General features: G+C 39.4%; 21 protein-coding genes and 1 pseudogene. 4 read left to right on the forward strand and 18 right to left on the reverse strand.

Annotated elements, in window-relative coordinates; translation table 11 throughout:
* Positions 1-223 precede the first annotated feature (223 nt).
* The 5 genes from F7731_RS03770 to F7731_RS03790 all read right to left on the reverse strand — a co-directional run bounded on the left by F7731_RS03770 (position 224) and on the right by F7731_RS03790 (position 7,170).
* A complete protein-coding gene (locus F7731_RS03770; protein ID WP_151533421.1) occupies positions 224-736 on the reverse strand; it encodes an adenine phosphoribosyltransferase in 513 nt (170 codons plus the stop codon).
* On the reverse strand, positions 727-3,093 hold the full coding sequence (gene recJ / locus F7731_RS03775) for a single-stranded-DNA-specific exonuclease RecJ (protein ID WP_151533422.1): 2,367 nt from the start codon (positions 3,091-3,093) through the stop codon (positions 727-729). The genes F7731_RS03770 and recJ overlap by 10 nt, the downstream gene beginning before the upstream one ends.
* Before the next feature lie 87 nt (positions 3,094-3,180).
* Positions 3,181-4,041: a cation diffusion facilitator family transporter gene (locus tag F7731_RS03780; RefSeq protein WP_151533726.1), complete on the reverse strand. Its 861-nt coding sequence runs from the start codon at positions 4,039-4,041 to the stop codon at positions 3,181-3,183.
* A 155-nt stretch (positions 4,042-4,196) separates the two neighbouring features.
* The gene (secDF, locus tag F7731_RS03785) at positions 4,197-6,464 is read right to left on the reverse strand and encodes a protein translocase subunit SecDF (RefSeq protein ID WP_151533423.1); all 2,268 of its coding nucleotides are present in this window, start codon (positions 6,462-6,464) and stop codon (positions 4,197-4,199) included.
* 409 nt (positions 6,465-6,873) lie between these two features.
* Positions 6,874-7,170, reverse strand: coding sequence for a post-transcriptional regulator (locus tag F7731_RS03790; protein WP_151533424.1), 297 nt, complete (start codon positions 7,168-7,170; stop codon positions 6,874-6,876).
* A 336-nt stretch (positions 7,171-7,506) separates the two neighbouring features.
* Here F7731_RS03790 and spoVB point away from each other — a divergent pair, with 336 nt between their 5' ends.
* Positions 7,507-9,069 (forward strand): stage V sporulation protein B, encoded by a 1,563-nt coding sequence (gene spoVB, locus F7731_RS03795; RefSeq protein ID WP_151533425.1) that lies wholly within the window; start codon positions 7,507-7,509, stop codon positions 9,067-9,069.
* Positions 9,070-9,274: 205 nt separating this feature from the next.
* Here spoVB and F7731_RS03800 read toward each other — a convergent pair whose 3' ends face one another.
* A complete protein-coding gene (locus tag F7731_RS03800; RefSeq protein WP_151533426.1) occupies positions 9,275-9,925 on the reverse strand; it encodes a DUF421 domain-containing protein in 651 nt (216 codons plus the stop codon).
* 36 nt (positions 9,926-9,961) lie between these two features.
* Here F7731_RS03800 and F7731_RS03805 point away from each other — a divergent pair, with 36 nt between their 5' ends.
* Complete coding sequence (locus F7731_RS03805; RefSeq protein ID WP_343032845.1) at positions 9,962-10,510, forward strand: TIGR04086 family membrane protein; 549 nt, start codon at positions 9,962-9,964, stop codon at positions 10,508-10,510.
* Positions 10,511-10,619: 109 nt separating this feature from the next.
* Here F7731_RS03805 and yajC read toward each other — a convergent pair whose 3' ends face one another.
* From yajC to F7731_RS03835, 6 genes are all read right to left on the reverse strand, one after another.
* Complete coding sequence (gene yajC, locus F7731_RS03810; protein WP_151533427.1) at positions 10,620-10,907, reverse strand: preprotein translocase subunit YajC; 288 nt, start codon at positions 10,905-10,907, stop codon at positions 10,620-10,622.
* A gap of 71 nt (positions 10,908-10,978) precedes the next feature.
* Positions 10,979-12,118, reverse strand: coding sequence for a tRNA guanosine(34) transglycosylase Tgt (gene tgt, locus F7731_RS03815; RefSeq protein ID WP_151533428.1), 1,140 nt, complete (start codon positions 12,116-12,118; stop codon positions 10,979-10,981).
* Between the two features lie 43 nt (positions 12,119-12,161).
* Positions 12,162-13,190 (reverse strand): tRNA preQ1(34) S-adenosylmethionine ribosyltransferase-isomerase QueA, encoded by a 1,029-nt coding sequence (queA, locus tag F7731_RS03820; RefSeq protein WP_151533429.1) that lies wholly within the window; start codon positions 13,188-13,190, stop codon positions 12,162-12,164.
* A gap of 37 nt (positions 13,191-13,227) precedes the next feature.
* Positions 13,228-14,232, reverse strand: coding sequence for a Holliday junction branch migration DNA helicase RuvB (gene ruvB / locus F7731_RS03825; RefSeq protein ID WP_151533430.1), 1,005 nt, complete (start codon positions 14,230-14,232; stop codon positions 13,228-13,230).
* Between the two features lie 32 nt (positions 14,233-14,264).
* Positions 14,265-14,873, reverse strand: a complete 609-nt coding sequence (ruvA, locus tag F7731_RS03830; protein ID WP_151533431.1) for a Holliday junction branch migration protein RuvA — start codon at positions 14,871-14,873, stop codon at positions 14,265-14,267.
* Positions 14,874-15,001: 128 nt separating this feature from the next.
* Positions 15,002-15,562, reverse strand: a complete 561-nt coding sequence (locus tag F7731_RS03835) for an intercompartmental signaling factor BofC (protein ID WP_151533432.1) — start codon at positions 15,560-15,562, stop codon at positions 15,002-15,004.
* Between the two features lie 530 nt (positions 15,563-16,092).
* On the opposite strand from F7731_RS03835, the pseudogene F7731_RS26340 reads away from it, so the two are divergent.
* Positions 16,093-16,545 (forward strand): annotated as a pseudogene (locus tag F7731_RS26340) (shikimate kinase); the annotation flags it as partial.
* Between the two features lie 24 nt (positions 16,546-16,569).
* Positions 16,570-17,361: a type I 3-dehydroquinate dehydratase gene (aroD, locus tag F7731_RS26345; RefSeq protein WP_170289638.1), complete on the forward strand. Its 792-nt coding sequence runs from the start codon at positions 16,570-16,572 to the stop codon at positions 17,359-17,361.
* A 100-nt stretch (positions 17,362-17,461) separates the two neighbouring features.
* Here aroD and F7731_RS03845 read toward each other — a convergent pair whose 3' ends face one another.
* From F7731_RS03845 to nadB, 6 genes are all read right to left on the reverse strand, one after another.
* Complete coding sequence (locus F7731_RS03845) at positions 17,462-18,127, reverse strand: YhcN/YlaJ family sporulation lipoprotein (RefSeq protein ID WP_151533434.1); 666 nt, start codon at positions 18,125-18,127, stop codon at positions 17,462-17,464.
* A 106-nt stretch (positions 18,128-18,233) separates the two neighbouring features.
* Positions 18,234-19,208: a phosphotransferase gene (locus F7731_RS03850; protein ID WP_246197124.1), complete on the reverse strand. Its 975-nt coding sequence runs from the start codon at positions 19,206-19,208 to the stop codon at positions 18,234-18,236.
* Positions 19,198-21,039 carry a SafA/ExsA family spore coat assembly protein gene (safA, locus tag F7731_RS27045; protein WP_281352196.1) on the reverse strand — a complete coding sequence of 614 codons (1,842 nt, stop codon included), beginning with the start codon at positions 21,037-21,039 and terminating at the stop codon, positions 19,198-19,200. The genes F7731_RS03850 and safA overlap by 11 nt, the downstream gene beginning before the upstream one ends.
* 152 nt (positions 21,040-21,191) lie before the next feature.
* Complete coding sequence (gene nadA / locus F7731_RS03860; protein ID WP_151533436.1) at positions 21,192-22,298, reverse strand: quinolinate synthase NadA; 1,107 nt, start codon at positions 22,296-22,298, stop codon at positions 21,192-21,194.
* Position 22,299: 1 nt separating this feature from the next.
* A complete protein-coding gene (gene nadC, locus F7731_RS03865; protein WP_151533437.1) occupies positions 22,300-23,148 on the reverse strand; it encodes a carboxylating nicotinate-nucleotide diphosphorylase in 849 nt (282 codons plus the stop codon).
* Entirely contained in the window at positions 23,117-24,706 is a 1,590-nt protein-coding gene (gene nadB / locus F7731_RS03870) for an L-aspartate oxidase (RefSeq protein ID WP_151533438.1), read from the reverse strand. The genes nadC and nadB overlap by 32 nt, the downstream gene beginning before the upstream one ends.
* Between the last annotated feature and the right edge of the window lie 61 nt (positions 24,707-24,767).

A 24,767-nucleotide genomic window follows, 5' to 3' on the forward strand; every position in this document is an offset into this window, starting at 1 on the left:
TTTAATTTTCATTTGTCGATTTGTCATTTTCCGTTTAAAATTGTCATAACAAAATTAGAATGATTGTTACTATTATCGAAAAAAAAAGCGAATATGTAAAGGGATACCGATTATTTTCCTGAAAAATAAGAAGTTTGTCGAATTTTGTATTTTTTTAAGAAGGATTTTCCTCTTGTTTATCCATTAAAAATGAGCGCCTTTTATTTAGGCGCTCATAAAAAAATTAATATTCCATTAATGTTAGAATATCATATTTTTCAAGCTTCTCACGACCATCTAAATATGATAATTCAATTAAAAAGGCAATCCCAGCGACGATGCCGCCAAGCTCCTCAACTAACTTAATTGTTGCTTCAATCGTTCCTCCAGTTGCCAGCAAGTCATCTGTGATTAACACTCGTTGCCCTGGCTTAATGGCATCTTTATGGATTGTTAAAACATCCTTACCATATTCCAAGCCATATTGCACTTTAATCGTTTCGCGAGGAAGTTTGCCTTCCTTTCTAACAGGTGCAAAGCCGACTCCAAGAGAATAGGCAACTGGGCAGCCAATAATAAATCCACGTGCCTCTGGTCCAACTACTAAATCTATGTGCTTCTCTTTAGCATATTCCACAATTTGGTCTGTCGCATATCTATATGCATCCCCATTATCCATTAGGGTAGTAATATCTTTAAATTGAATGCCTGGCTTCGGCCAGTCTTGGACGATCGTAATATACTGTTTTAAGTCCATTCTTTCATTGCCTCCTCAAATTTCACAGAACCTTGGATTATTGAATCAAAAAAGCTTCTAAGCTGCTCATAAGTTGAATATGAAAGTTCACTTTCTAATGCATACTGTACACGTCTTTGTTCAAATATTAACGAATCTGTTAAATCTCGTTTTTGTGAAATGTTATTAATGGAAATGATTCCGTTATTTATTTTAACAAAATCTAATTCAAAAAACACCTGTGACATGAAGTCAATTGTTTCCCGGCTCCATCCTTTATGCTTAGCAAGATCATCTCCATACTTTTGAAGATTGAATGGGCCTTTTTTAAAAATAAAGGCATAAAACCATTTAAAATGCTCACGTGTCGGAAAAGTACTAAAGAAAGCACTATCAGTTTTATAAAAATGAGCATAGATTCTCGAAGGCTTTTTCCCAGAAAACAAGTGAACGAGAATTTCTTTCGCAGGAGGAAGTTCCGTTAAAATTACATTATGATGATCAATATTTAAAGCGCCCGCTTGCTCATTTGACTTTACGATTACAATATTCCCATTAACAAAATTTTGAACCTTGTTTGCATTTTCTTCATTAAACACAATCCATGTTGAATTACTTTTCGGAATCAATTCAATAATTTGCTCAAACCGCTTCATTCCCCTAATATCGAAAAGCTGCCATTCTTTAATAGCAACATCTTGAAGGAAAATTTGCGGCTTTTTGATATTATTCCATTCGTTTATCGAAAGCTCACCAATTAAAGACACCTTTGAATAGGGGGAAATATGTTCATATAAACTTCCGAGTCCGAAACCAACTCCATCAAGTGAATCAGACCCGCTCGTAATCGTCATTTTCAGATGGTTTTGGTCCGATCCGATTTTTCTCATATTGGCAATGCTTGCTTCCTCAATCAAAATCTTCGGCTTGGGATTGTCCATACCATATGGGGAAAGCATATGCATCTCCTCGAGCGCAGGCAGGCTGATGTCATTTAGAGTAATTGCGCCATCAAGCGACGTGACTGGAATAAAGTCTTCAGCTGATAGCTGTTCTTTTGCAGCAGAATTAAGTCTTTCCCTTAATTCAGCTACATTCTTCAGCTCAAGTGTCATACCAGCTGCCATCGGATGACCGCCGAAATGAGGCAATATATCTCTGCATTGTGATAAGTTTTGAAATAAATCAAAACCTAAAATGCTTCGGGCAGATCCTTTTGCCAGCCCTTTTTCTTTATCAAAACTAAGAACGATCGTTGGGCGGTAAAATTTTTCAACGAGCTTTGAAGCTACAATCCCGATGACACCTGCATTCCAGCCCTCTTTACCGACAACGAGCACCGCATTTTCATCAATCGGATAATGATCTTCGACCTCTTTAATGGCTTGCTCCGCAATTTCACTTACAATGGCTTGTCTTTCCTTATTCATTTGTTCTATTTCTTCTGCAATCGCTTCAGCCTCAAAGATGTCATCTGTTAATAGTAAATCAACGGCAGGATCAGCACTATCTAATCTACCCGCGGCATTTAATCGGGGAGCAATAAGAAAACCAATTGTTTCCTCTGTAATAGCACTTGACTCAACTTTATTTTGTTTCAATAGTGCTTTTATGCCGACATTTTGCGTAGACTTAAGTCTCGCTAATCCTTTTTTTACAATTAAGCGATTTTCACCTTTTAGAGAAACAAGATCCGCAATCGTGCCGATTGCTGCAATTTCAAGTAAATGCTCAGGAACCTCTCCATAAAGTGCATGCGCTAGTTTAAAAGCCACTCCCACACCCGCTAACCCATGAAACGGGTATTGTCCATTAGGAAGCTTCGGATGAATGATGGCTAGCGCCTTTGGCAGCTCAGGTCCAGGCTCATGGTGATCGGTAATAATTAAATCTAAGCCTAGTTCAGCTGCTGCCTTCGCTTCATTCACCGCAGCAATTCCCGTATCTACCGTAATGATTAATTTAATGCCTATTTCTGTAGCATATTCAAATGCCGGAATATTCGGTCCATAACCTTCCGTAAAACGGTTTGGAATGTAGAACTGAACATTTGCCCCTAGCTCTCGCAGAACCTTCATCATTACAGTCGTGCTAGTCACACCATCTGCATCGTAATCTCCAAATATTAAAATAGGCTCTTGTAATTCAATCGCTTTTTTAATTCGCGAAACGGCGATGTCCATATCTGCAAATAAAAATGGATTATGAAAATCTTGTTTATGATCAAACAGAAAATTCTGTGCTGCTTCAATTGATTCTATTCCTCTATTAACTAGCAAAGTTGCAAGGAGAGGAGAAATATTTAATTGTTGAACGAGAAGCTGTTGTTTATCTTCATCCGGTTTCCGAACAATCCACCTTGTTTTCGATTGTAACATTTGTTCACCCCTCAGCTTTTTAATTATACAAAAGCCTAGAATGGGATTCAATGTAGAAAAATAGAAATAGCAGCGAATTTTTCACTGCTATTCATCATCATTGGCATTATAGGGGTTTATGTGAACAAAAACATTGTGGACATTGTCTATTTGTAATAGCTTCCCTTTCACTTTTTTCCCTACATGGTGCCCTTCTTCAACTGTCATATTTGGATCTACAGAGATTTTTAGGTCAATAATGACATAATGTCCATGTTCTCTTGCATGGAGCTGATTAATTTCTTTCACTTCTTCTACACTCTCGACAGCTTTACGTAACTCAACTGTATCCTCCTCGTGGAGAACATGATCAAGTGTGTTATGTATGGATTCTTTCCCGAGCGACCACGCCATTTTGATAACCATTAAGGAGACAATGAGCCCAGCAACAGGGTCTGCATATACAAGCCACTCTATCCCTATTTTGCCGCCAATAATTGCCGCCCCAATGCCCGCCAAAGCGGCAATCGAGGAATACACGTCTGAACGATGCTCATAGGCATTGACAATTAAAGCATCACTATTTAACTCTCGACCTAGTTTATATTTATAACGAAAGAGAGCTTCCTTTACGATAATTGAGAGAATTACAGCTACAATGGCAACAGTTTTTGGGGGGGCAATTGGCTGAAAAAAAGACGCAATCGATGATTTTCCAATTTGGAAACCAACGATAAGTAAGATAACGGCAACAATAATAGCGGCGATCGATTCCGCTTTTCCATGCCCATATGGATGATCTTCATCAGGAGGCTGCTTGGCTGCTTTAAGACCTAGATATACAGCGAAGGACCCAGCGACATCGGAGGCAGAATGAACCGCATCTGCAATTAAAGCACGGCTTCCAGCATAAACTCCTATACCCCATTTCACAACCGCTAAGGCAATATTGATGATAATACCAAGCATGGCGGCAAACTCTGCCTTTTTGAAACGATCATCATTATGACTCAAAATGAAACTTCCTTCCTAAAAATGAACTTATTCGTAGTTTATCCTTTTTTCTCGGTTTATGACCTTATTTAGAAAAAAGAAAACCTCAGGATTTCCTGAGGCTTCATAAATTAAACTTGTGGTTCATCACTTGACACTCGTTTTACTTTTTCTGTTTTAATAACACCTTTTTTCTTTAATTCTTTTCCTTTCCAAATGAGCCACAATTGGGCTGATAAGAAAATGGATGAATATGCACCTGCTACCAATCCGATTAATAAAGCAAAGGAGAAGTTACGGATGGATTCACTTCCGAATATTAAGATTCCTAATACAGCAATTAGAAGGGTTAAAACAGTATTAATAGATCGTCCCATCACCTGGCGTAAGCTTGAGTTAACAACATCCGCGAGTTCGTCAAATGTTTTGATCCGCTTTTTCTTTTGCATATTTTCGCGCATCCTGTCAAATGTAACGATTGAATCATGGAGTGAATAACCTATAACCGTTAAGACAGCTGCTATAAACGTTAAATCAACTTCTAGTCGAGTGATGCTAAAGAATATGATGATAAAGAATGCATCATATAATAGACCAAGTATAGCAGCTATAGCCATATACATTTCAAAGCGAATGGTGACATAAATGACGATACCAATAGAGGCAATCAACAAAGAAATGAATCCATTTTTCGCCAACTCTTTCCCGACTGTCGGTGAAACCGTACTTACATTTGGATCTGCACCTAATTTCTCATGGAAATGGGCTTTTATTTCAGCGATTTCATCCTTACTGAGTACCTCTTTAAGTCTTGCGACACCAATCTCTTGGTTGGCACCAGAAATAACAATATCATCTGTTTCTAGATTTAATTCAGCTAATTGCTCTTTTACTTCAATTTTTGTTAATGGTTTATTTGATAGAAGCTCTACCCGAGTCCCTTGGGAGAAATCAATCCCTAAATTCAGGCCAAAAACGGCAACGCAAATCAACCCAATTAAGAGTATCGTTCCAGAAAAAGTAAAATATTTTTTCCGGTGTTTAACAAAATCGAAGCGGTCAAATCTTGTCGGTAAATCGACCGTATCATAATTTTCTGCAATATCTTTTATATCATTTTTCTTAACACCGAACCAGCTTGGCTTTTTATTAAATAGATTACTGTTTACCCATAATCCAAGAAGTATCCTAGAGCCATAGACAGCTGTAATGAAGCTGACAAGGATACTAATAATTAACATCGTGGCAAACCCTTTAATGGAACTTGTCCCATAAACAAATAAAACACCAGATACTAAGATCGTCGTAATATTCGCATCAAAAATTGTCGCTAAAGAATTTCGGCCACCTGCTTGGAAAGCAGACTTAACCGTTCTCCCTACTTTCAGTTCTTCCTTAATTCTCTCATACGTGATAATATTGGCATCGACTGCCATTCCAACCCCAAGTATAAGGGCGGCAATACCCGGTAGCGTCAATACCGCATTCATCCAGTCAAATACAAGAAGAATTAAATAAATATAAATCGATAGAGCCACAGTAGCAATAAAACCTGGGAATCGGTAGTAAAAAATCATAAATAAGTAAATGAGCGCAATACCGATAATCCCACCTAAAACTGTTTTGTTCAAGGCCTGCTCCCCAAATTGGGCACCAACAGACGTTGAAAAAACTTCAGTCAATTTAACAGGAAGAGATCCTGCATTTAGTAAGTCAGCTAATGTTGTAGCTTCCTCCATTGTAAAACTCCCAACAATGGAAACCGTATCTTGGTTAAAAACTTGGCTAACTCTTGGTGCCGATATGTAGCGTGGGTTTGGCTTCCCTGCTTCAGCTTTAAATGAATCTTTACCTTCTTCAAAATCGAGCCAAATAACTAATAAATTATTCGGTTCACCCATATTAACAATTTTCTGAGTTACATCTCTAAATTTAGTAGCATCTTTTAGCTTAATCGAAACGCTCGGCTTTCCGTTTTCATCAAATGTTTGCTTTGCTCCATTTTCAGCAAGATCCGCTCCGTCCATTAATGGAACATCATTCACATCACGGAACGATAAATTCGCTTCAGTAGATAAAATCTCACGGGCTTTCTTTTGATCAGTCACACCAGCTAGCTGGACACGAATTCTATTATCCCCTTCAATTTGAATATTAGGTTCACTTACTCCTAATACGTTTACCCGTTTATCTAGGGCTTTAGCCGTACTGGCAAGAACTGTTTTATCAATTTTTTGACCTTTCACAATCGGTGAAACTTCATATAAAACTTCAAATCCGCCTTGAAGATCAAGACCAAGCTTAATATCCTTTAAAATATTATTCGTTGTTGTCCCCATTAAACTTCCAATTAATAATACAATTAGGAAGAAGGCAACTATGCGACCGCGCTTTACCATTATGAAAAAATCCTCCTTAAATACAAACCACTAGAAATTCCAATTTTAATTATGAAACAGTTTGCAAAAGCTGTCAATTAATCTAAAAGCGGAAGCGCCTTGTTCACCCCCGACAAGCACAAGACGAGCCTCACGGAAAGGTTGTACTTTACCTTTCTGGGAGGATTGGCTTGTGACCTCGAGGGGGTAGGCGATGGAGCTAGACAAAGCGAAAAGCGGAAACGGCTCGTTCAGCCCCGACAAGCATAAGACGCTTTATGAAAGAAGGCGCACTTTGCCTTCATTCATAAAGGGGCTTATGACCTCGAGGTCGACAAAAACGCGACGTCCTGTCGCATTGTCGACACTAGTACGTCCTGTACGTCGGGGCTAGCCGTTGCAGCTAGACAAAGCGAAAAGCGGAAACGGCTTATTCGAAAAGCTTTCTCAGCTCCTCCTTATCCTCAAAAGCAAATTCGGCTTCTTTGAATGCTTCAACAGTCGCATAATTAAAATATTCCCCAACTTTAACAGACAGAATATCTTGCATAAGTTCAGCCATACTTTTATTTCCTTCAGTTTTTTTCCACTTTTTTCTTTTTAAAAAATTCCATAGTTCTTGCTCTGACACTTGGCCATACCCTAATAATGAAAATTCCTCTTGTTTACTTTGTAATGCAGGTTTTAAATCATTGCGAAATTGATCATATGTATGACTGGTTTCCATGAACAGCCAACCCCCTTACAATAAAGTGAAACTTCATTCAGTGGGATGCCTTTTCCCACTAAATGTTAGTTGAGGCCCACAGAATGTGGGTCACGCAGACGTTGCCACAGGACGTGGCGCTCTTAGTCTACGTTCTTTAAACGGGCCTTTACGGGCTATTAGATCTCCCACTTAGAAATTTCTGCTTTCTCAAATTCTTGAAGTAAGAGTCTTACAGCCCGTTAATCTACGAGAAATTAAGGAAAAATTTAAACTTTGCTTGTCATGCTTTGTCCACTTCTAAGCATATAGTTAATTGTATATGATAACACCTATTTTGAGAAGGCAGGGAGCCCAATGTCGAAGTTTTTAAGAGGAACGATCATTTTATTAGCGGCTGGACTTGTTACTAGGGTGCTTGGGTTTATAAATCGCATTGTCATCGCAAGATTTATTGGCGAAGAAGGTGTTGGGTTATATATGATGGCATTCCCGACATTAATTCTTGCCGTTACTATAACACAGCTCGGATTGCCTGTAGCGATATCCAAAAATGTAGCTGAAGCCGAGGCAAGAGGGGATAAAGCGAAAGTAAAGAAAATATTAGTTGTCTCATTAGCAATAACTATTTCTCTATCAATTATATTTACACCCGCCCTAATATTGTTAGCCCCCTATTTATCAAAAACGCTTTTTACCGATTCACGAACATATCTTCCATTGTTGGCCATCGCACCGATTGTACCTATTATTGCCATTTCCTCTGTTATTAGAGGTTACTTCCAAGGTCGGCAAAATATGAAGCCCGCCGCCATTTCGCAAATGCTTGAACAGCTTGTGAGAATTTTATTAATTGCGGCGATGACGAAAGCTTTTCTTCCTTATGGTATCGAGTATGCGGCTGCAGGAGCTATGCTTGCCTCTGTAATTGGGGAATTGAGTTCACTTATTTATTTAATGGCCACCTTCAAAATCAAAAAGAAATTCAGGGTGCGAAAACATTTCTTTAAATATGTAAAATCAGGAAGAAGCACCTTTAATGAATTAATGTGTATTGCTCTACCGACAACCGGAAGCCGAATGATTGGTTCTTTAGCGTGGTTTTTTGAACCGATCGTTGTTGCACATAGCCTCGCTATTGCCGGAGTGGCTGCCATTGCAGCCACAAAGCAATATGGGGCGCTAACTGGCTTTGCTTTGCCGTTATTAATGCTGCCATCATTTATTACACACTCACTGTCAACAGCTCTCGTACCAGCTATTAGTGAAGCGAATTCTCGAAATAATAAACGGCTGATTGAATACAGATTGCAGCAGGCCCTTCGCCTTGCCTTTTTAACAGGCGGCTTGGCAGTTGTCGTTTTATATGTGCTTTCTGAAGAGCTAATGAATGTCATGTATGGCTCCAGTAGCGGGGCATCATTTATAAAGTTAATGGCTCCATTTTTCATCTTTTATTATTATCAAGGTCCATTGCAAGCAACATTGCAGGCGTTAAATTTAGCAAGAGCAGCGATGATCAATAGTTTAATAGGAGCCATTGTTAAAACGGCGGTCATTTTTATGTTAGCGAGTCAGCCAGCATTCGGCATTAACGGAGTTGCGATGGGAATTCTTGTAGGATTCGTTCTTGTAACATTGCTTCACTTTGCCACTGTTTTAAAGGCAATATCCTTTACTTTCTATATTCGCGATTACTTAAAAACCTTTTTTGTAATGGGTATTTCTGGATGGGCGGGCTATTGGCTGCTAAAAAATCTAAATTCTGATGTTCATCTAGTTGTACAAGTATTGCTTATTTCAATGGTTATTACCTTAATTTATTTCTTCCTTACCCTACTGCTTGGCCTAGTCCATAAAGAGGAGATTAACAGGATTCCTTGGATCGGAAAGTCTTTAGCAAAATTATCTTTTAGGTGAATAGAAAAGCGGAAGCACCTTCGGAACAATTAAAGAACAAATTGTTCCTGCGATGACTGTTCGAAGAAGCTTTCCTTGGTGCTCACCCCCGACAAGCACAAGACGAGCCTCACTGAAAGGGGTTTTTTACCTTTCTAGGAGTCTTAGATTGTGATGTGGGGGGTTGGTGCTGAGCTAGACAAAAATAAGAGACAGCGGACGTCTCTTATTTTTTTTCATCTTTGAAATCAATATAAAATTGGCCATTTTCGTAGCTGCAAAAAGAAATATTGTTAATATCTGTGTGGCCTCTCTTTCTTAGCTCCTGGCGAAGCCAAAGATTAGTTTTATTCATGCCTTCTAACGTGGTTTCTTGGATAACTCCATCTAAAATAACAGGTATTGTAACATTTCCCTTCTTCTTTTTCTCCTTTTTGAAAACAGATAATTCACCTGTCGTCTCAAGGATGGCAAATTCAACATCTGTAATATTGCGAATATCCTTTCCTCGTAATTGCAAAAGCAGATCATCGAAGTTATAACGGTGTTTCCGCATTGCTTCTTCGTCAATCTTTCCTTTATTGATAATAATTGTTGGTTTTCCGTCCATTAAATCTCGGAATTTCTTACTCTTTAATGTGGCAATGGATAGAGTAATTTGAATAATCATGAGCAGTATCATAGGAAGGACGAACGTAAAGATTGGTTTTTTGATATCCTCAATTGCTAATACAGCCATCTCGGCGATCATGATTGAAACAACAAAGTCAATCACACTTAATTGTCCAAGCTCCTTTTTACCCATCAATCTAAAAATGAGTAAGATGACAATATATATAAGCACTGTCCGTAATAATACCGTTGAGTAATCCCCCATCTTCATTCCCCCTTTAATTTGCATTCTCTTTTATTATTGACAAGCATTGAGAAATCATGTGAAAAACTTGATAAAAACTATTTAATCCAGCATACAATTTCGCTTCTATTTTCTTATATCGTGAATATGCTTGTACTAGGCAGTATGGCTTTGAACCGGTCTGCTTTACAGATACAAAACAGAAGGGAGAGGGGCAAAATAGAAGATTCAAGAAATGTGGGCGGTGCCGTCCTTTATGGGGTCATTGCGGTTTTTGTGCTGGCGATTATAAGCAGCCTACTATTTTCACTTTTATTAAGGTTTACATCTTTACAGGAGTCATCTTTGCAATTTGTCATTACGGCAATATCCTTCGTATCTTTATTTATTGGCGGGCTCATTTCAGGCGGCAAAGGAAGACAGAAAGGGTGGCTTCTTGGAGGGATGACAGGGCTTATTTATTCCATTATCATTTTCTTATTTCAGTATCTAGGCTTTGATAAATTATTTGATATGCAACAAATGATTTATCATACATGCTATACGCTCACTGCCATGATGGGTGGCATACTTGGAGTTAATATGAAGAAGACAAGAAATGCGTAAAAAAAGAAGCGGAAATCTTTTTAGATTTCTCGCTTCTTTTTGAAGTCTGCTCCATCGCCTACCCCCGACGTACTAGAGTCGGCTTAGCAATGAAAACACGCTTTCCTTATTAAGATTTTGCAAGCATGTCACTTCCAGCAGATTCTGTAACTTCGCGAATTGCTGCGCGATCGTATGTAAGACGGCTTCCATCCCCACATTTGATGACTACTTTTCCTTCATCGATTGCATCGACAAAGCCGTGTAAACCTCCGATTGTTACGATTCTATCTCCCTTTTTCAAGCTGCTCTGCATGTTCTGAACCGACTTTTGTCGCTTCTGCTGCGGACGGATAAGCAGGAAATAAAATAAAACGAACATTAACAATAACGGTCCGATTGTACTAATCATATCCATTCTCTTTCCCCTCCTTTCATTAGAAATTTTTCAAAAAGCCCGGGTTTGACCATCTTTTTGAAGAAGCATTATTAGAAGTTTTTCGCATTTGGCTTATTGAAGCCATATTTCTCGAAAAACTCATCTCTAAAGTCACCTAAACGATCTTCTCTAATCGCTTGTCTGACCCCTTCCATCAATTTTAGCAGAAAATATAGATTATGGTAAGACGTTAATCGAATTCCGAATGTTTCATCACAACGAATTAAATGCCTAATATAGGCGCGGCTGTAATTTCGGCAAGTGTAGCAGTCGCAATTCTCATCAATTGGACCAAAATCCCTCGCATATTTGGCATTTTTCACAACTAGACGACCTTCGCTCGTCATCAGTGTACCATTTCTTGCAATTCGAGTTGGCAGAACACAATCAAACATATCGATGCCGCGGATTGCGCCATCAATTAATGAGTCCGGAGATCCGACTCCCATTAAATATCTCGGCTTATCGGAAGGCAATAATGGCGTTGTAGATTCAAGGACACGATTCATAATATCCTTTGGTTCGCCTACCGATAATCCTCCAACTGCATAGCCTGGAAAATCAAGCGAAACAAGATCTTTGGCACTTTGCTTGCGAAGCTCCTCAAATTCACCGCCTTGGACAATTCCAAATAGCCCTTGATCATTCGGCCGTTTGTGAGCCTGTAAACAGCGTTCCGCCCAACGCGATGTCCGTTCTACCGAAGCTTTCATATATTCGAATGTAGCCGGGAATGGCGGACATTCATCAAAAGCCATCATAATATCTGATCCAAGTGCGTTCTGTATTTCCATCGCTTTTTCTGGTGATAAAAAGAGCTTATCGCCATTTAAATGATTGCGGAAATGAACGCCTTCTTCTTCGATTTTACGGAAATCACTTAAGCTAAAGACTTGGAAACCGCCCGAATCAGTTAGAATAGACCGGTCCCAATTCATAAATTTATGCAGGCCGCCAGCTTCCTTAATAATCTCATGACCAGGACGAAGCCATAAATGATAAGTATTACTTAAAATAATGCCGGCTCCCATTTCCTTTAAATCTTCTGGCGACATCGTCTTAACAGTCGCAAGTGTTCCAACAGGCATGAAAACAGGTGTTTCAAAAGAACCATGAGGCGTATGTACACGGCCAAGACGCGCGCCTGTTTGTTTACAAGTTTTAATTAATTCATAACGAATTGCTGTCAATGAAAATTGCTCCTTCCATGGCGTAAACCATTTCCTATAAAGATTAAATAATTAGCATCGCGTCTCCAAAACTAAAGAAACGATATTCTTGTTTAACAGCTTCCTGATAAGCATGCAAAACGTTTTCTCTGCCAGCTAACGCACTAACTAACATAATAAGCGTTGACTTTGGCAAATGAAAGTTTGTGATCATCCCATCAATGCCCTTAAATTCATAGCCAGGGTAAATAAAAATATCGGTCCAGCCACTTGCCTCTTTGAATTGTCCATTATGCTTCGAGGCGATCGTTTCTATCGTTCTTGTCGAAGTCGTCCCAACAGTAATAATTCTTCCCCCATCTGCACGGACCTTATTTAAAAGATTGGCTGTTCCTTCCGTTACTTGATAGAACTCTGCATGCATATCATGCTCATTTATATCTTCTACACTAACAGGCCTGAAAGTACCGAGACCGACATGTAGTGTAATGAAGGCAACATGGACACCCATTTCTTTAATTTCTTCTAATAGTTCTTCCGTGAAATGAAGACCTGCTGTCGGTGCTGCAGCTGAGCCCCGTTCACGGGCAAAGACAGTCTGGTAGCGTTCCCGATCCTCTAATTGCTCCTTAATATATGGAGGGAGCGGCATTTCTCCTAATTGCTCAAGAACCTCATAAAAGATTCCTTCATATTGAAATTCAAGTGTTCTCCCGCCATGCTCAGAGCTGCCCGTACATACAGCCGTCAAAAGACCGTTGCCAAAAACAATTTTCGTTCCCTCTTTTATACGCTTAGCAGGCTTTACAAGTGTTTCCCATACATCACCCTTCTGCTGCTTTAAAAGAAGGACTTCTATTTTTGCCCCTGTCCCTTCTTTTTCTCCTAAAAGCCTTGCAGGCAGTACTCTCGTATCATTTAAGACGATACAATCCCCAGTTTTTAAATATTCTTTAAGATTTTTAAAAACATCATGAGTGAGAGCACCCGTGTTTTTATCAAGCACCATTAATCTGCTGCTTGTCCTATCGACAAGAGGAGTTTGCGCGATAAGTTCCTCAGGTAAATGAAAATCAAATAAATCTACTTTCATGCTGACACCAACTTTATGTTATTCTGCGGGACAAGGTTTACGTCCCCATTTCCCGCTCAATCTTCAAATGTTTGTATACTAAATCTGTTACGATTCTTCCTCTCGGGGTTCTTTGGAGGAAGCCAATTTGCAGTAAGTAAGGCTCGTAAACGTCTTCGATTGTATGTGCTTCTTCGCCAATCGTTGCTGCGATCGTTTCCACTCCTACTGGACCACCGCGAAATTTCTCAATAATCCCTCTTAATAATTTATGGTCAATATGATCAAGGCCTAAACGGTCAACTTGAAGAAGCTCTAAAGCTTCCGCTGCCTGCTCTTCATCGATGACTCCATTTCCTTTTACTTGGGCAAAATCCCGCACCCTTCTTAACAGCCTGTTCGCAATTCGTGGTGTCCCTCTTGATCTCCTTGCTATTTCGGCGGCCGCAAGTAAGTCAATTTCAGTACTTAACACTTCAGCGGTTCTTATAACTATATCTTGAAGCTGACTTTCATTATAAAACTCTAGTCTGCTTAGTACCCCAAAACGGTCTCTTAAAGGAGCTGATAGTGAGCCCGCTCTCGTTGTTGCCCCGACTAACGTAAACGGCGGGAGATCAAGCCGAACAGATCTAGCACTTGGGCCTTTGCCAATGACAATATCTAAACAGAAATCTTCCATCGCGGGATATAGTACCTCTTCGATCGTACGAGGCAAGCGATGAATCTCATCTATAAATAACACATCACCTGGCTCCAGCGCTGTAAGAATAGCCGCAAGATCACCTGGTCTTTCTATCGCCGGTCCAGCAGTCGTGCGAATATTCACACCCATTTCATTGGCAATAATGGCCGCAAGTGTTGTTTTCCCCAATCCAGGAGGACCGTAAAGCAACACATGATCAAGTGTTTCCTGCCGAAGCTTAGCAGCTTTAATAAACACTTCCAAGTTAGCCTTTACTTTATCTTGCCCGATATATTGTTTTAAATTTTGGGGACGCAAGCTTTGCTCAAATGAGATATCCTGCAGGTCAGCCTCGCTGGATATTAAACGGTCTTCCATTGTATCATCACCCTTAATTTCAAACTAAGCGATTATTTTAATAGCCTTTGCAGCGCCTTTTTTATGTATTGATCCGTAGTTAGTTTTTCCTTTTTTAATTCTGGGGAAATTTTATTAATTTCTCTCTCCGAATATCCGAGTGCCTTCAAGGCAAGCATGGCTTCTTCAAACTCCTGGCTAATATTATTTTGCACCTGGAATTTGTCTTGAGAGAAAAGATCTGGGAAAAAGTCTGGAACGATATTTTGCAGCTTTCCCTTCAGATCCAATATCATTTGTCTCGCTGTCTTTTTACCGACACCAGGGAATTTAACTAGAAAGGCTTCATCCTCATTTTCTATTGCCTGTACAACTTGCTCTGGCTCACCAAAGGCAAGAATAGCTAAAGCACCCTTTGGTCCAATTCCGGTCACATCTAATAGTTTAATAAACAAGGTTTTCTCTTCTCGGGAATGGAAACCGTATAAGGCAATAACATCCTGCCTTACATGATAGTAAGTATATATTGTTACCTCTTGGCTAAATTGCTTTGTGAAACTGAATGGATTTGGAGTGGATATTTGATAGCCGATCCCATTATTTTCAATGACAACAAACTCAGGCGCTATATAGTCAACCCGCCCTTTTATAAATTCATACAATGCCTTCTCGCTCCTCTAATTTGCTGTACATCATTGTATCATATTTTGCGAAAAGGTTCGTTAAAAAAGACAAATGAGCTTAAAAAAACAAGGACTGCTGGTTTACTTGCCGCAGTCCTTGTTCTATATTAATTCGCCTGTTCATCAGTTTTGGAATAGGATTGAAATGTTTCAAGTACTTCAACATATTGTTCTTTCGTCTTAATTGGAATTCCCTCTTTTAGTTCTTCGCATTTTTTACTTTCTAATCGGCCAATATCTATTTGAAAAAATGATTGGATGATATTCATTTTTTGTGGCTTTCCATTAAAAATTGTTAAAACTCCCTCGTCGGTGATGCCAAAATAGCCATTCGCTTTAAGTAATGGAGAAATATCATCCATATATTTGCGAAAAATGGCTTGATCTTCGTCCATATCTATAAGCTGCCACTCTTCATATTTAGCCCAAAAGTTTTCCATCGACCAGATTTCTTCTGTTAACCATTCCTGACTAACTTCACCATCCATATACATCCGCTCTAAAACTACGTTTATCGTTATAGGGTCATTGACTCTTTCTTTATAATCCACTTCTGAATTTGCCAAAGCTGTTTTGCCGTTCATCCAAACATGTAAGGGATTTAACTGGAAGGGAAATAATCCGGCTAAACAAAGGGCAAAAATGACGAAGGCCCACTTATTTCTCATATGATCACCTCATTTTAAATAGGGTGCCTAAATTTATCGCAGATTAACGGGCAGTAAGCCCCCACTTGAATCTTTAGATTATTCGAAGAAGTTTAGGTGGGAGATCAACTGCCCGTAAAGGCCCGACGACGGAAAGGATGTCCTAGTCAGGAGAAAGCCACAGGACAAGGAACACTACGACAGCTATTCATCGCACGACCAAAAGCAGAGCTTTTGGGAGGACGTGGCACTCTTGAGCGTGATAAGTTCAACTAACATTCAGTGTAAACCCCTACTGAATGAAGTTTCACTATATTCTTTAACATTAACTATTGTGACCATTTTTTCCTGAGTTATCCGGATATTATTAACAAAAAATTGTTAAATAGAAAACGATTGTAGAAAAAGCTTACTATTAAAACTATGATAACAATCAAAGAAGTTCTATAATGAGGACAAGTTATTTTTACTTTTTTGATTTAGGGGGATAAAGTAATTTGATTAATCAGCAAGCTCCTTCAAGAGAAAAAAACATTTTATTTATTGGATTTATGGGCGTAGGAAAAACAACGATCGGCAAATTAGTAGCCAATAAATTAAACCGCAAATTTATTGATACAGATGAAGAAATTGAAAAAGAATATGAAATGCCGGTATCCGAAATTTTTCATCAGCTTGGAGAAAAGACATTTAGAGAAAAGGAAAAAGCGTTAATTACAAAATTGAGCGAAGAAGGAAACTATATTTTATCCCTTGGTGGCGGGGCTTTTCTTCAGGAGGAGATTCGGGAAGCATGTTTGTCAAATTGTATTGTCTTTTATATCCATTTGCCATGGGAAAGCTGGAAGGAACGCATCCCTTTAATCATTGATAGCCGTCCGGTTTTGCAAGGGAAATCAATAAATGAAATTCACGAACTTTTCCAAAAAAGACAAGAAATATATTCCCATTATCATTATAGAGTCGAAACCGAAAGTTTAGATGCTGAAGAAATCTCTGATCGAATTGTAGCACTGATCCATTCAGATTTGTTTCCGAATGAAGAAAAAGCTGCGAAAAGACTATTAACAGTAAAAAATGTTGTCATAGGGGAGGATATACCTAAAATCTGTGTGCCTATCGTTGGGCAAACGATGCATGAAATTATAGAGGAAGCTTCCCATTTGAAAGCGATTGACTTCGATATTGTTGAATGGCGGGCAGACTTTTTTGAGGACGTAGAAGATATCAAAAAGGTTAAGGAAGCTTTAACAGAAATTTATGCTATTTTATCACCGTCTCCTATCATTTTCACTTTCCGCAGTATAAAAGAAGGCGGCGAGAAAGAGGTTAGCAGCGAGTATTATGCAGCACTAAATAAAGCGATTATCGAAACCGGTATGGCAGATATGATAGACATTGAATTGTATAGTAATGAAGAAAAAACCGTTCAAGAGGTTGTCCAATTTGCCCATGCTAATAATGTTTTCGTTATTCTTTCCAATCATGACTTTCAAAAAACGCCATCAAAAGAAGAAATAATTACACGATTATGCAGAGCACAGAAATTAGGAGCTGATCTTCCGAAAATAGCTGTAATGCCTAAATCAAAAGAAGATGTTTTAGTTCTTCTTGATGCTACGCTTACTATGAATGAAAAATTTGCCGATCGCCCTTTTATTACAATGTCCATGGCAAAAAAAGGGGTGATAAGCCGTCTAACGGGAGAATTTTTTGGGTCAGCCATAACATTTGGCACTGCCAAAAAAGCATCAGCACCAGGACAAGTAGCCACTTCAGAATTACGGAAGATCTTATATCTTTTGCATCAAAATCGATAAAGTGAAACTTCATTTAGTGGGGGAGTTTCTTCATCCCCCACTGAATGTTAGTTAATCTATCGATAAAATTTTAGGGCAAAGCCATGCTTTGCCCCTTTAGTTACTGTTTTTTCAGCCTTTGAAAAATATTATCTATATCCAGGTTAATTTGATCTCTTGGACCGCCTTCTCTTAAATCATTGTCAATCACTTTTATGCGGTTAAATGTACTTGGATTAGTAACAATATGGACATTTTTCCCACTTACGTACGGTTTAACCGATTGACGAATATTAGCGATTGTATCTCCTTTAAGCCTATTGTTCGCAAGGTTTACAGCAATGAGCACATCATTACCTTTTACAAGGGTTTGAACATTCTTGACATTATTAACGTGTGCGGCCTGATTGATTTGATTCACATAATTGCCATCATATGCTTCATAATAAGAGGATCTTGGCTTCCTCTCGTTAAACCCTAAATGTCCATGGTAATTCATATCACTTTTGCTAAATCCATCATTTTGCAAGCGTCGGTAATGAGCATCCTCATTGCCAAGCGTATGATCCATCCATTCCGTCACAGGACCATCATTATCAGTCCGATCCAAGATTCTAACATTTCCTCCACTATTACCGCGGTGATTTTCATTTGAATAATACCCAACAGGCTGGATTGTATCATTATTACGGTCTTGCACGGCCGTTTCATTATTATTTACACCACAGCCAACTAGACCTATAGACATAATAGCTGCAACTGGAAAGGTAAAAAGCTTTTTATTCAAGCAAAAAACCCCCTTGCAATGTCCCTTAATGAGCGAAATGCTCACTAATAGAATGGCTCGAAAGAGTTTATTTCATCCTGTCCAGTTACGTCCAATTTCGTTTATCCTACCCAGCCAAATATTGAATTTGCTTAAAAAATTCTTGCCTTTCCTTAAATTGGCCAACCGTCATTTCCAGTAATATTTGCATTTTCCCTTGTTCTAAATATGATTTCTCTCTAATGGCCCGATTCCACTCCCGAAAAATATCTGTTGGATAGCCAAGTCCAAAAAGAAAACCTTTTTCATGCAAAAATGGCCGGATTTTATCAAAACTAACCAGCTCGTGAAAAGACCATCGTAAATAAGGCAATATTCTATTCGTATATTGGAGAATATCAGAATGTGGAAATCCGAGGCTAATGAGATCAAAATCAATTAAAAACAGCTCATTATTTTTCGTTCGCAAAAAATTATGATGGGCTACATCCCCATGAAGGATAACTTTCTTTCCGGATGTAAAAAAGTGTGTTTCCCTTTGTATTCCTTTTAATGACCAATCAGCCCAAACAAGTAACTCATTGATAATTTCCTTTTGCACATAATATTTTATGATCGGCAAATGATTTAAAAACACGGCTGTTCGTTCATTCCATTTTTCTAATTGCTTAAATGGAGGCAGGGATTGTTGAAAATGATGAACAAATTTTTCAGTTACTTTATGGAATTCGTCCAAAACATCTAACCCCTCCAACTGATTTTTGCGCTTATGAAAGGTAAATGAATCGTCAGATGGTTGTAAATATTGCAAGCAACTATAAAAGGTGTTTTCGAAATGCAAAGGCGGATACTTTGCAAGCTGATAAAAGGAGTACGTTTTATCGAATCCTTCCTGCTTTAATAAAGTTATAAACTCTTCCTGAACTTTCAAGCGGGGATAAGTAGGAAAGCCTTTTAAAATATAGTCCGTCGTTTCCGACTTAAAAGAAAAAACTTGTTTTCTGATTCGTCTAATTTCTTCAATTGGGATGGCTAGCTGTTTTTGCAAATAGGAGAAGAGACGATTATGAAATAAATCGTCTCCGTCATTATTAATCCTCATATTCACTGCTTTCTTCAAATCCTCGAGGCATTCCAAAAGCAGTGTCGTCCATTGGGCCGTATCCATTAGGGTTCATATATGGAGATGGCCCCCTATAGCCCATCTGTGTGCCATACATTCCTGGCGCGCCATACATCGGAGCCGCTCCCATTTCGTACATTCCCGGTGCACCATAGCCAGGCATATAGGCCCCCTGCACCATTTGTGGTGCGCCACCATCACATCCACAATCTGCTTCAAGCCCCATAACTGGTTTAGCGGACATTGGCGCTACTTGTGGCATATGTGGCATCTGGGCCATTTGTGGCATATGTGGCATCTGGGACATTGGCGCTACTTGTGGCATATGCGGCATCTGGGCCATTTGCGGCATTTGGGCCATTGGCGGCATTTGAGCTTCCACTGGCATTTGCGGCATTTGGGCCATTGGCGGAAATTCTTCTACTCCTTGCACAAGCGGCATTTCTGGATATCCACATGCCATTGGGTATGGCATTGGTCCACAGAAGCCCGAACCTGGCATCACAGGAGATACCGGTATTATTTGATAAGGATGGCAAGGTTCCTGCGGGTAACCATAAACTGGTGCTGTGTATGTTGGCTGAAAGGGCATTTGATATTGCGCTTCTTCAACCCCCATAACTGGGGCAGGCATCTGTGCTGTCTGTGGCATTTGAGCCATTTGTGGCATTTGGGCCATTTGTGGCATTTGAGCCATTTGTGGCATTTGGGCCATTTGTGGCATTTGGGCCATTTGTGGCATTTGGGCCATTTGTGGCATTTGGGCCATTTGTGGCATTTGGGCCATTTGTGGCATCTGCGGCATTTGGGCCCCCATAACTTGCGGTGGCATTTGAGCTCCATAAGCCGGACTCACATGTGGCATCTGATGCATTGATATTGGTGACGATGATTCTTCATATCCTGGGCTTTCAACTCCAGCCAAACCATAATGTGGCATTTGCGGCATTGCTGGCATATGTGCTCCATGGACCATTGGCATTACAGCTGCACCTTGAACTTCTGGATACCCCATCGGTTGAGGATATCCTTCATAAAATCCTGAACCTGGCATCACTGGAGAAACAGGATAATAGCAGTTAGGCTGAAATGGATACATTGGCTGATAAAACCCTCCTTGTTGTACATGAGTATATTCACTTTCAATTGATTCTGGACTTTCTGCAGCGATTGGTTTTACTTGCGGGAGAATATTTGCTGGTTTTGGTGGAAGTAGTGGCAGCTCTTTCGGCAATTGTTTTGGAGCCGATTGTTGAGGAGCTAAATTAGCCATATTCATCATATAATAATTATTCATTTCGGCTTCGGGCATAATTGGTTTTGGCATCTTTGGAATATATGGTTTTACTGGCATTTCTTTCGGTATCGCTTTTGGAATTTCCTTTGGAAATTCTGCCATCGGTAATTCTTTTGGTATTGCTTTCGGAATCTCAGCCTTCGGTAATTCTTTTGGTATTGCTTTCGGAATTTCGACTTGTGGTAATATCGCTTTCGGCAATTCCTTAACCGGCATTTCCTTTGGTGCTTCAACTATTGGCAATGCTTTTGGTTTTTCTTTAACGAAAGGATGTTGTGCAATCGGCATTTCCTTTTTAGAACCCATACTGATTTTTGTTTCCGGCATGCCTCCGATTGGAGCTTCTTTTTTAATGGATCCGCCTGATCCTGGAACTTTTATTTTCATACCGGGCATAATCATATCAGGATTACTGAGCTGTGTATTTAATTTTTTCAGCTCTTCAAAGTTCACGCCGTACTTTTTGGCGATCTTCCAAAGAGTATCCCCTTTTTGTACGATATGGATCTTCACTCTGATTTCCCTCCTAGTCAAATGTCCATATAGTGTATGTCAAAGTGGGCAAATTGCTATCAATCTACATAAAAACTTATGCAAATATTATTAAAGATATGATTGGAGTGCTATATAACTGCAAAAAATAAAAAACCTCCGGTTGGGAGGTCTTACGATTGGATGAGCATTCTGTTAAGCGCAAGCTTTGCATATTCAGCAATGTTTTTCTCTACTTTAATTAAATTATGGTCAATACCTTGTTCGATCGTTTCTAAGCACCAAGTCAGGTGAAGCAAATCGATACGATTCATTGTCAAGCATGGACACATATGCGGATTTAAAGAAATAATATGCTTATCAGGATGCTGCTGAATGATTCTCTTCACTAAATTCATTTCAGTTCCAATCGCCCAGGATGATCCTTTTTCAGCTTGATTAATCGCTTCAATAATATAATTAGTTGATCCCGCCAAATCGGAAAGTGCCACGACTTCCCTTGTGCATTCCGGATGAACAATAATTTTCATTTCCGGATATGTTTGACGGACTTCTTCGATATTAGCTACTGTAAAGTTCTCATGAACCGAGCAGTGCCCCTTCCAAAGGATCACCTTCACCCTTTCAATAGGTCCCTCAAACTCAAGTTCATCTTTTATTGGATTCCATACAGCCATTTCATCAAGTTCAATTCCTAGATTATAAGCCGTATTTCTGCCTAAATGCTGATCTGGCAAGAATAAAATTCGCTGCTTTTGCTTAAACGCCCATTGAACCATTTTGTCTGCATTAGATGAGGTGACAGTGGCACCGCCGTATTTCCCTACGAAAGACTTAATGGCAGCCGTTGAATTCACATAAGTTAATGGCAGGATCGTCTCACCAAATAATTCGGTTAGCTTCTCCCATGCTCTTACCGTTTGGTAAATATCAGCCATATCTGCCATGGAACAGCCTGCCCGCATATCAGGGAGATATACTTTTTGACGATCCGTTGTTAATATATCGGCTGTTTCCGCCATAAAATGGACTCCGCAAAAAACAATATGTTCTGCCTCTTGATTTTCTTCAGAAAGCTGTGCTAGCCGTAATGAATCTCCTGTTGCATCAGCAAATTGAATGACCTCATCTTTTTGATAATGGTGGCCTGGAATAAACAATTTGCTCCCAAGCTTCTGTTTAATCTCTCTCACTCTTTCTTCTAATTCAGCTGTTGTCATGTTGCGATATTTTTCTGGAAGAACATTTTGATTCTTTTCGAGTGTTTGAAAAATATTCATGTTAGTATTCTCCTTTCCCATGTAAAACTTTTACACTAATATCGATTGATTTCGCTGAATGAGTTAAAAATCCAAGTGAAATATAATCGGCTCCAGTATCACCGTAGCTAGCAAGATTTTCGAACGTAATGCCGCCAGATGCTTCTGTTATCGTTCCTACAGGGATATATTTCAACCATTCCTTAATTTCAGCTGGCTCTCTATTGTCAAACATAATGACATCTGCTTTTGCAGCTGCTGCTTCCATTACTTGTTCCTTTGTCTCTGTTTCGACCTCTATTTTGACCATATGACCGATTTCTGACCGAACTGCTTCAACTGCTTTCTGAATAGAACCAGCGAAAGAAATATGATTATCTTTAATCATGACCGCATCATAAAGCCCATATCGATGATTATAGCCGCCGCCACAGCGAACTGCGTATTTTTCAAACATGCGTAAGCCCGGTGTAGTTTTCCTTGTATCACAAATTTTTGTATGAGAACTATTTAATACTGAAACGGCTTTATTTGTCATCGTGGCAATACCGCTCATTCTTTGGACGAGGTTAAGGATCACTCTTTCCCCTTTTAATAAATTTGCAACCGTTCCTTCAGCCTCAGCTAATGCTTGCCCTTTTTCGATTCGTTCTCCATCTTTTACCTTTATATTTGTTGTAATCTCATCATCTAAAATCTTAAAGCCCATGCGAATGATATCTTCTCCGCAGAAAACACCATTTTCTTTGGCGATAAATACGATTTTCCCTTTTTCCTTAACGCCAAAAATCGGTTCACTCGTCACATCATGATCGCCGATATCCTCAAGAAAAAATTGCTCAAGTTTCAAGCGCAGCTTTAATTTGTTCATATGCTTCATCCTTTTCTGTCAGTCGACATTGGATTATTTGCTTTCGCAGCCATTCATTATCATTTTCATATGGAAAGTCTTGTCTAAAATGTCCTCCCCGGCTTTCTGTTCTCTTTATTGCTGAATCAGTAATGAGACAAGCGGTAATGAGCATGAACGCTTTTAAAGCTTCTTCTGTTGGAAGCTCCGTAATATCAGCATGTAGAAGTTTGTTTATCTCAAAGCTTTCTAGCCATGCTTTCTGTTTGGCTAATCCTTCCTTCGTGCGAACGATTCCGACATGATCCATCATGGACCTTTGAATTTGGGTAGTTGAAGGCAAAGGCTGACTGAACACCATTTGTTGATTGCTTTCTTTATTCAATTTAGGGGTAAATGGCTTGTGAGAATGGCTCTTGTTAATCCATTCAGCTAATTTTTTTCCCATATACAATCCTTCCAGCAAAGAATTGCTTGCCAATCGATTTGCTCCGTGAACGCCTGTACAGGCCGCCTCACCAATTGCATATAGCCCCTTCACACTGCTACGTCCCAATAAATCCGTTTTGATCCCGCCCATTAAAAAGTGACTGCCAGGGACAACTGGTAAAAGTCCCTTCATTAGATTAATTCCATACTTCTCACATAAAGCAGTGATCGTCGGAAACCTTTTAGCAAAACCATTGATCTTCGAAATATTTAAGAAAACCTGCTTTCCCGCTTTCAAATACCGGTAAATCGTTTGGGAGACGATATGTCTTGGGGCTAAATCACCTAATGGATGAATACCATCCATTATCGGATTGCCATCTTCGGCCACAAGCCATCCTCCTTCACCGCGCACAGCCTCTGAAACAAGCCCAACAGCTTTCCCATCGATATAAAGTAAAGTTGGATGAAACTGGATAAATTCCATATCGGTAATTTCTGCCCCGACCTTGTATGCTAAAGCAATCCCGTCACCCGCAATTGTTTCAGCATTTGATGTATACGAAAATAATTGGCCGCAGCCGCCTGTCGCTATAACAATATGCTCAGCAAAAAAGGACTCTTTCCTGCCATCCCGATATTTCCCTCTTACTCCAATGCATGTCTTTCTTAATTCATCCATTAATAAATCAAATACGAAAATATCTTCAATAATTTCTATCTGAGGATTCACATTTGCAGCCATAAATTGAATGATTGTTTTTCCTGTTGCATCTCCTCCGCTATGAACAATTCGATGCTCGCTATGAGCCCCTTCCATCCCTAAAAGCAAATGTCCATCTTTTCCTTTATCAAATAAACAGCCTTCGTCTATTAAGCTATGAATTAAAGAGGGTGCTTCCGCAGTTAATTTTCTGACTGCTATCGGATTATTATGAAATCTTCCTGCTTCTAACGTATCTTCATAATGTTTATGAGGGTGATCATTTTCCCCCATTGCAGCCGCTACCCCTCCTTGAGCGAAATGAGAGTTGCTATTTTTTACATTCGACTTTGTGAGAATTATCACATTTAAATCACAGCGAAGGCTCTTTGCTAATTGCAAAGCCGCGATTCCGCTGCCAATAATAATTACATTGGCTGTCTTCATTTTTACCTCCTGTTTTTACAGGTGTCTTGACACATATATTTACATAGATTTAAACTAATGA

The sequence above is a fragment of the Cytobacillus depressus genome (assembly GCF_008923245.1).
GTDB lineage: Bacteria > Bacillota > Bacilli > Bacillales > Cytobacillaceae > Cytobacillus > Cytobacillus depressus.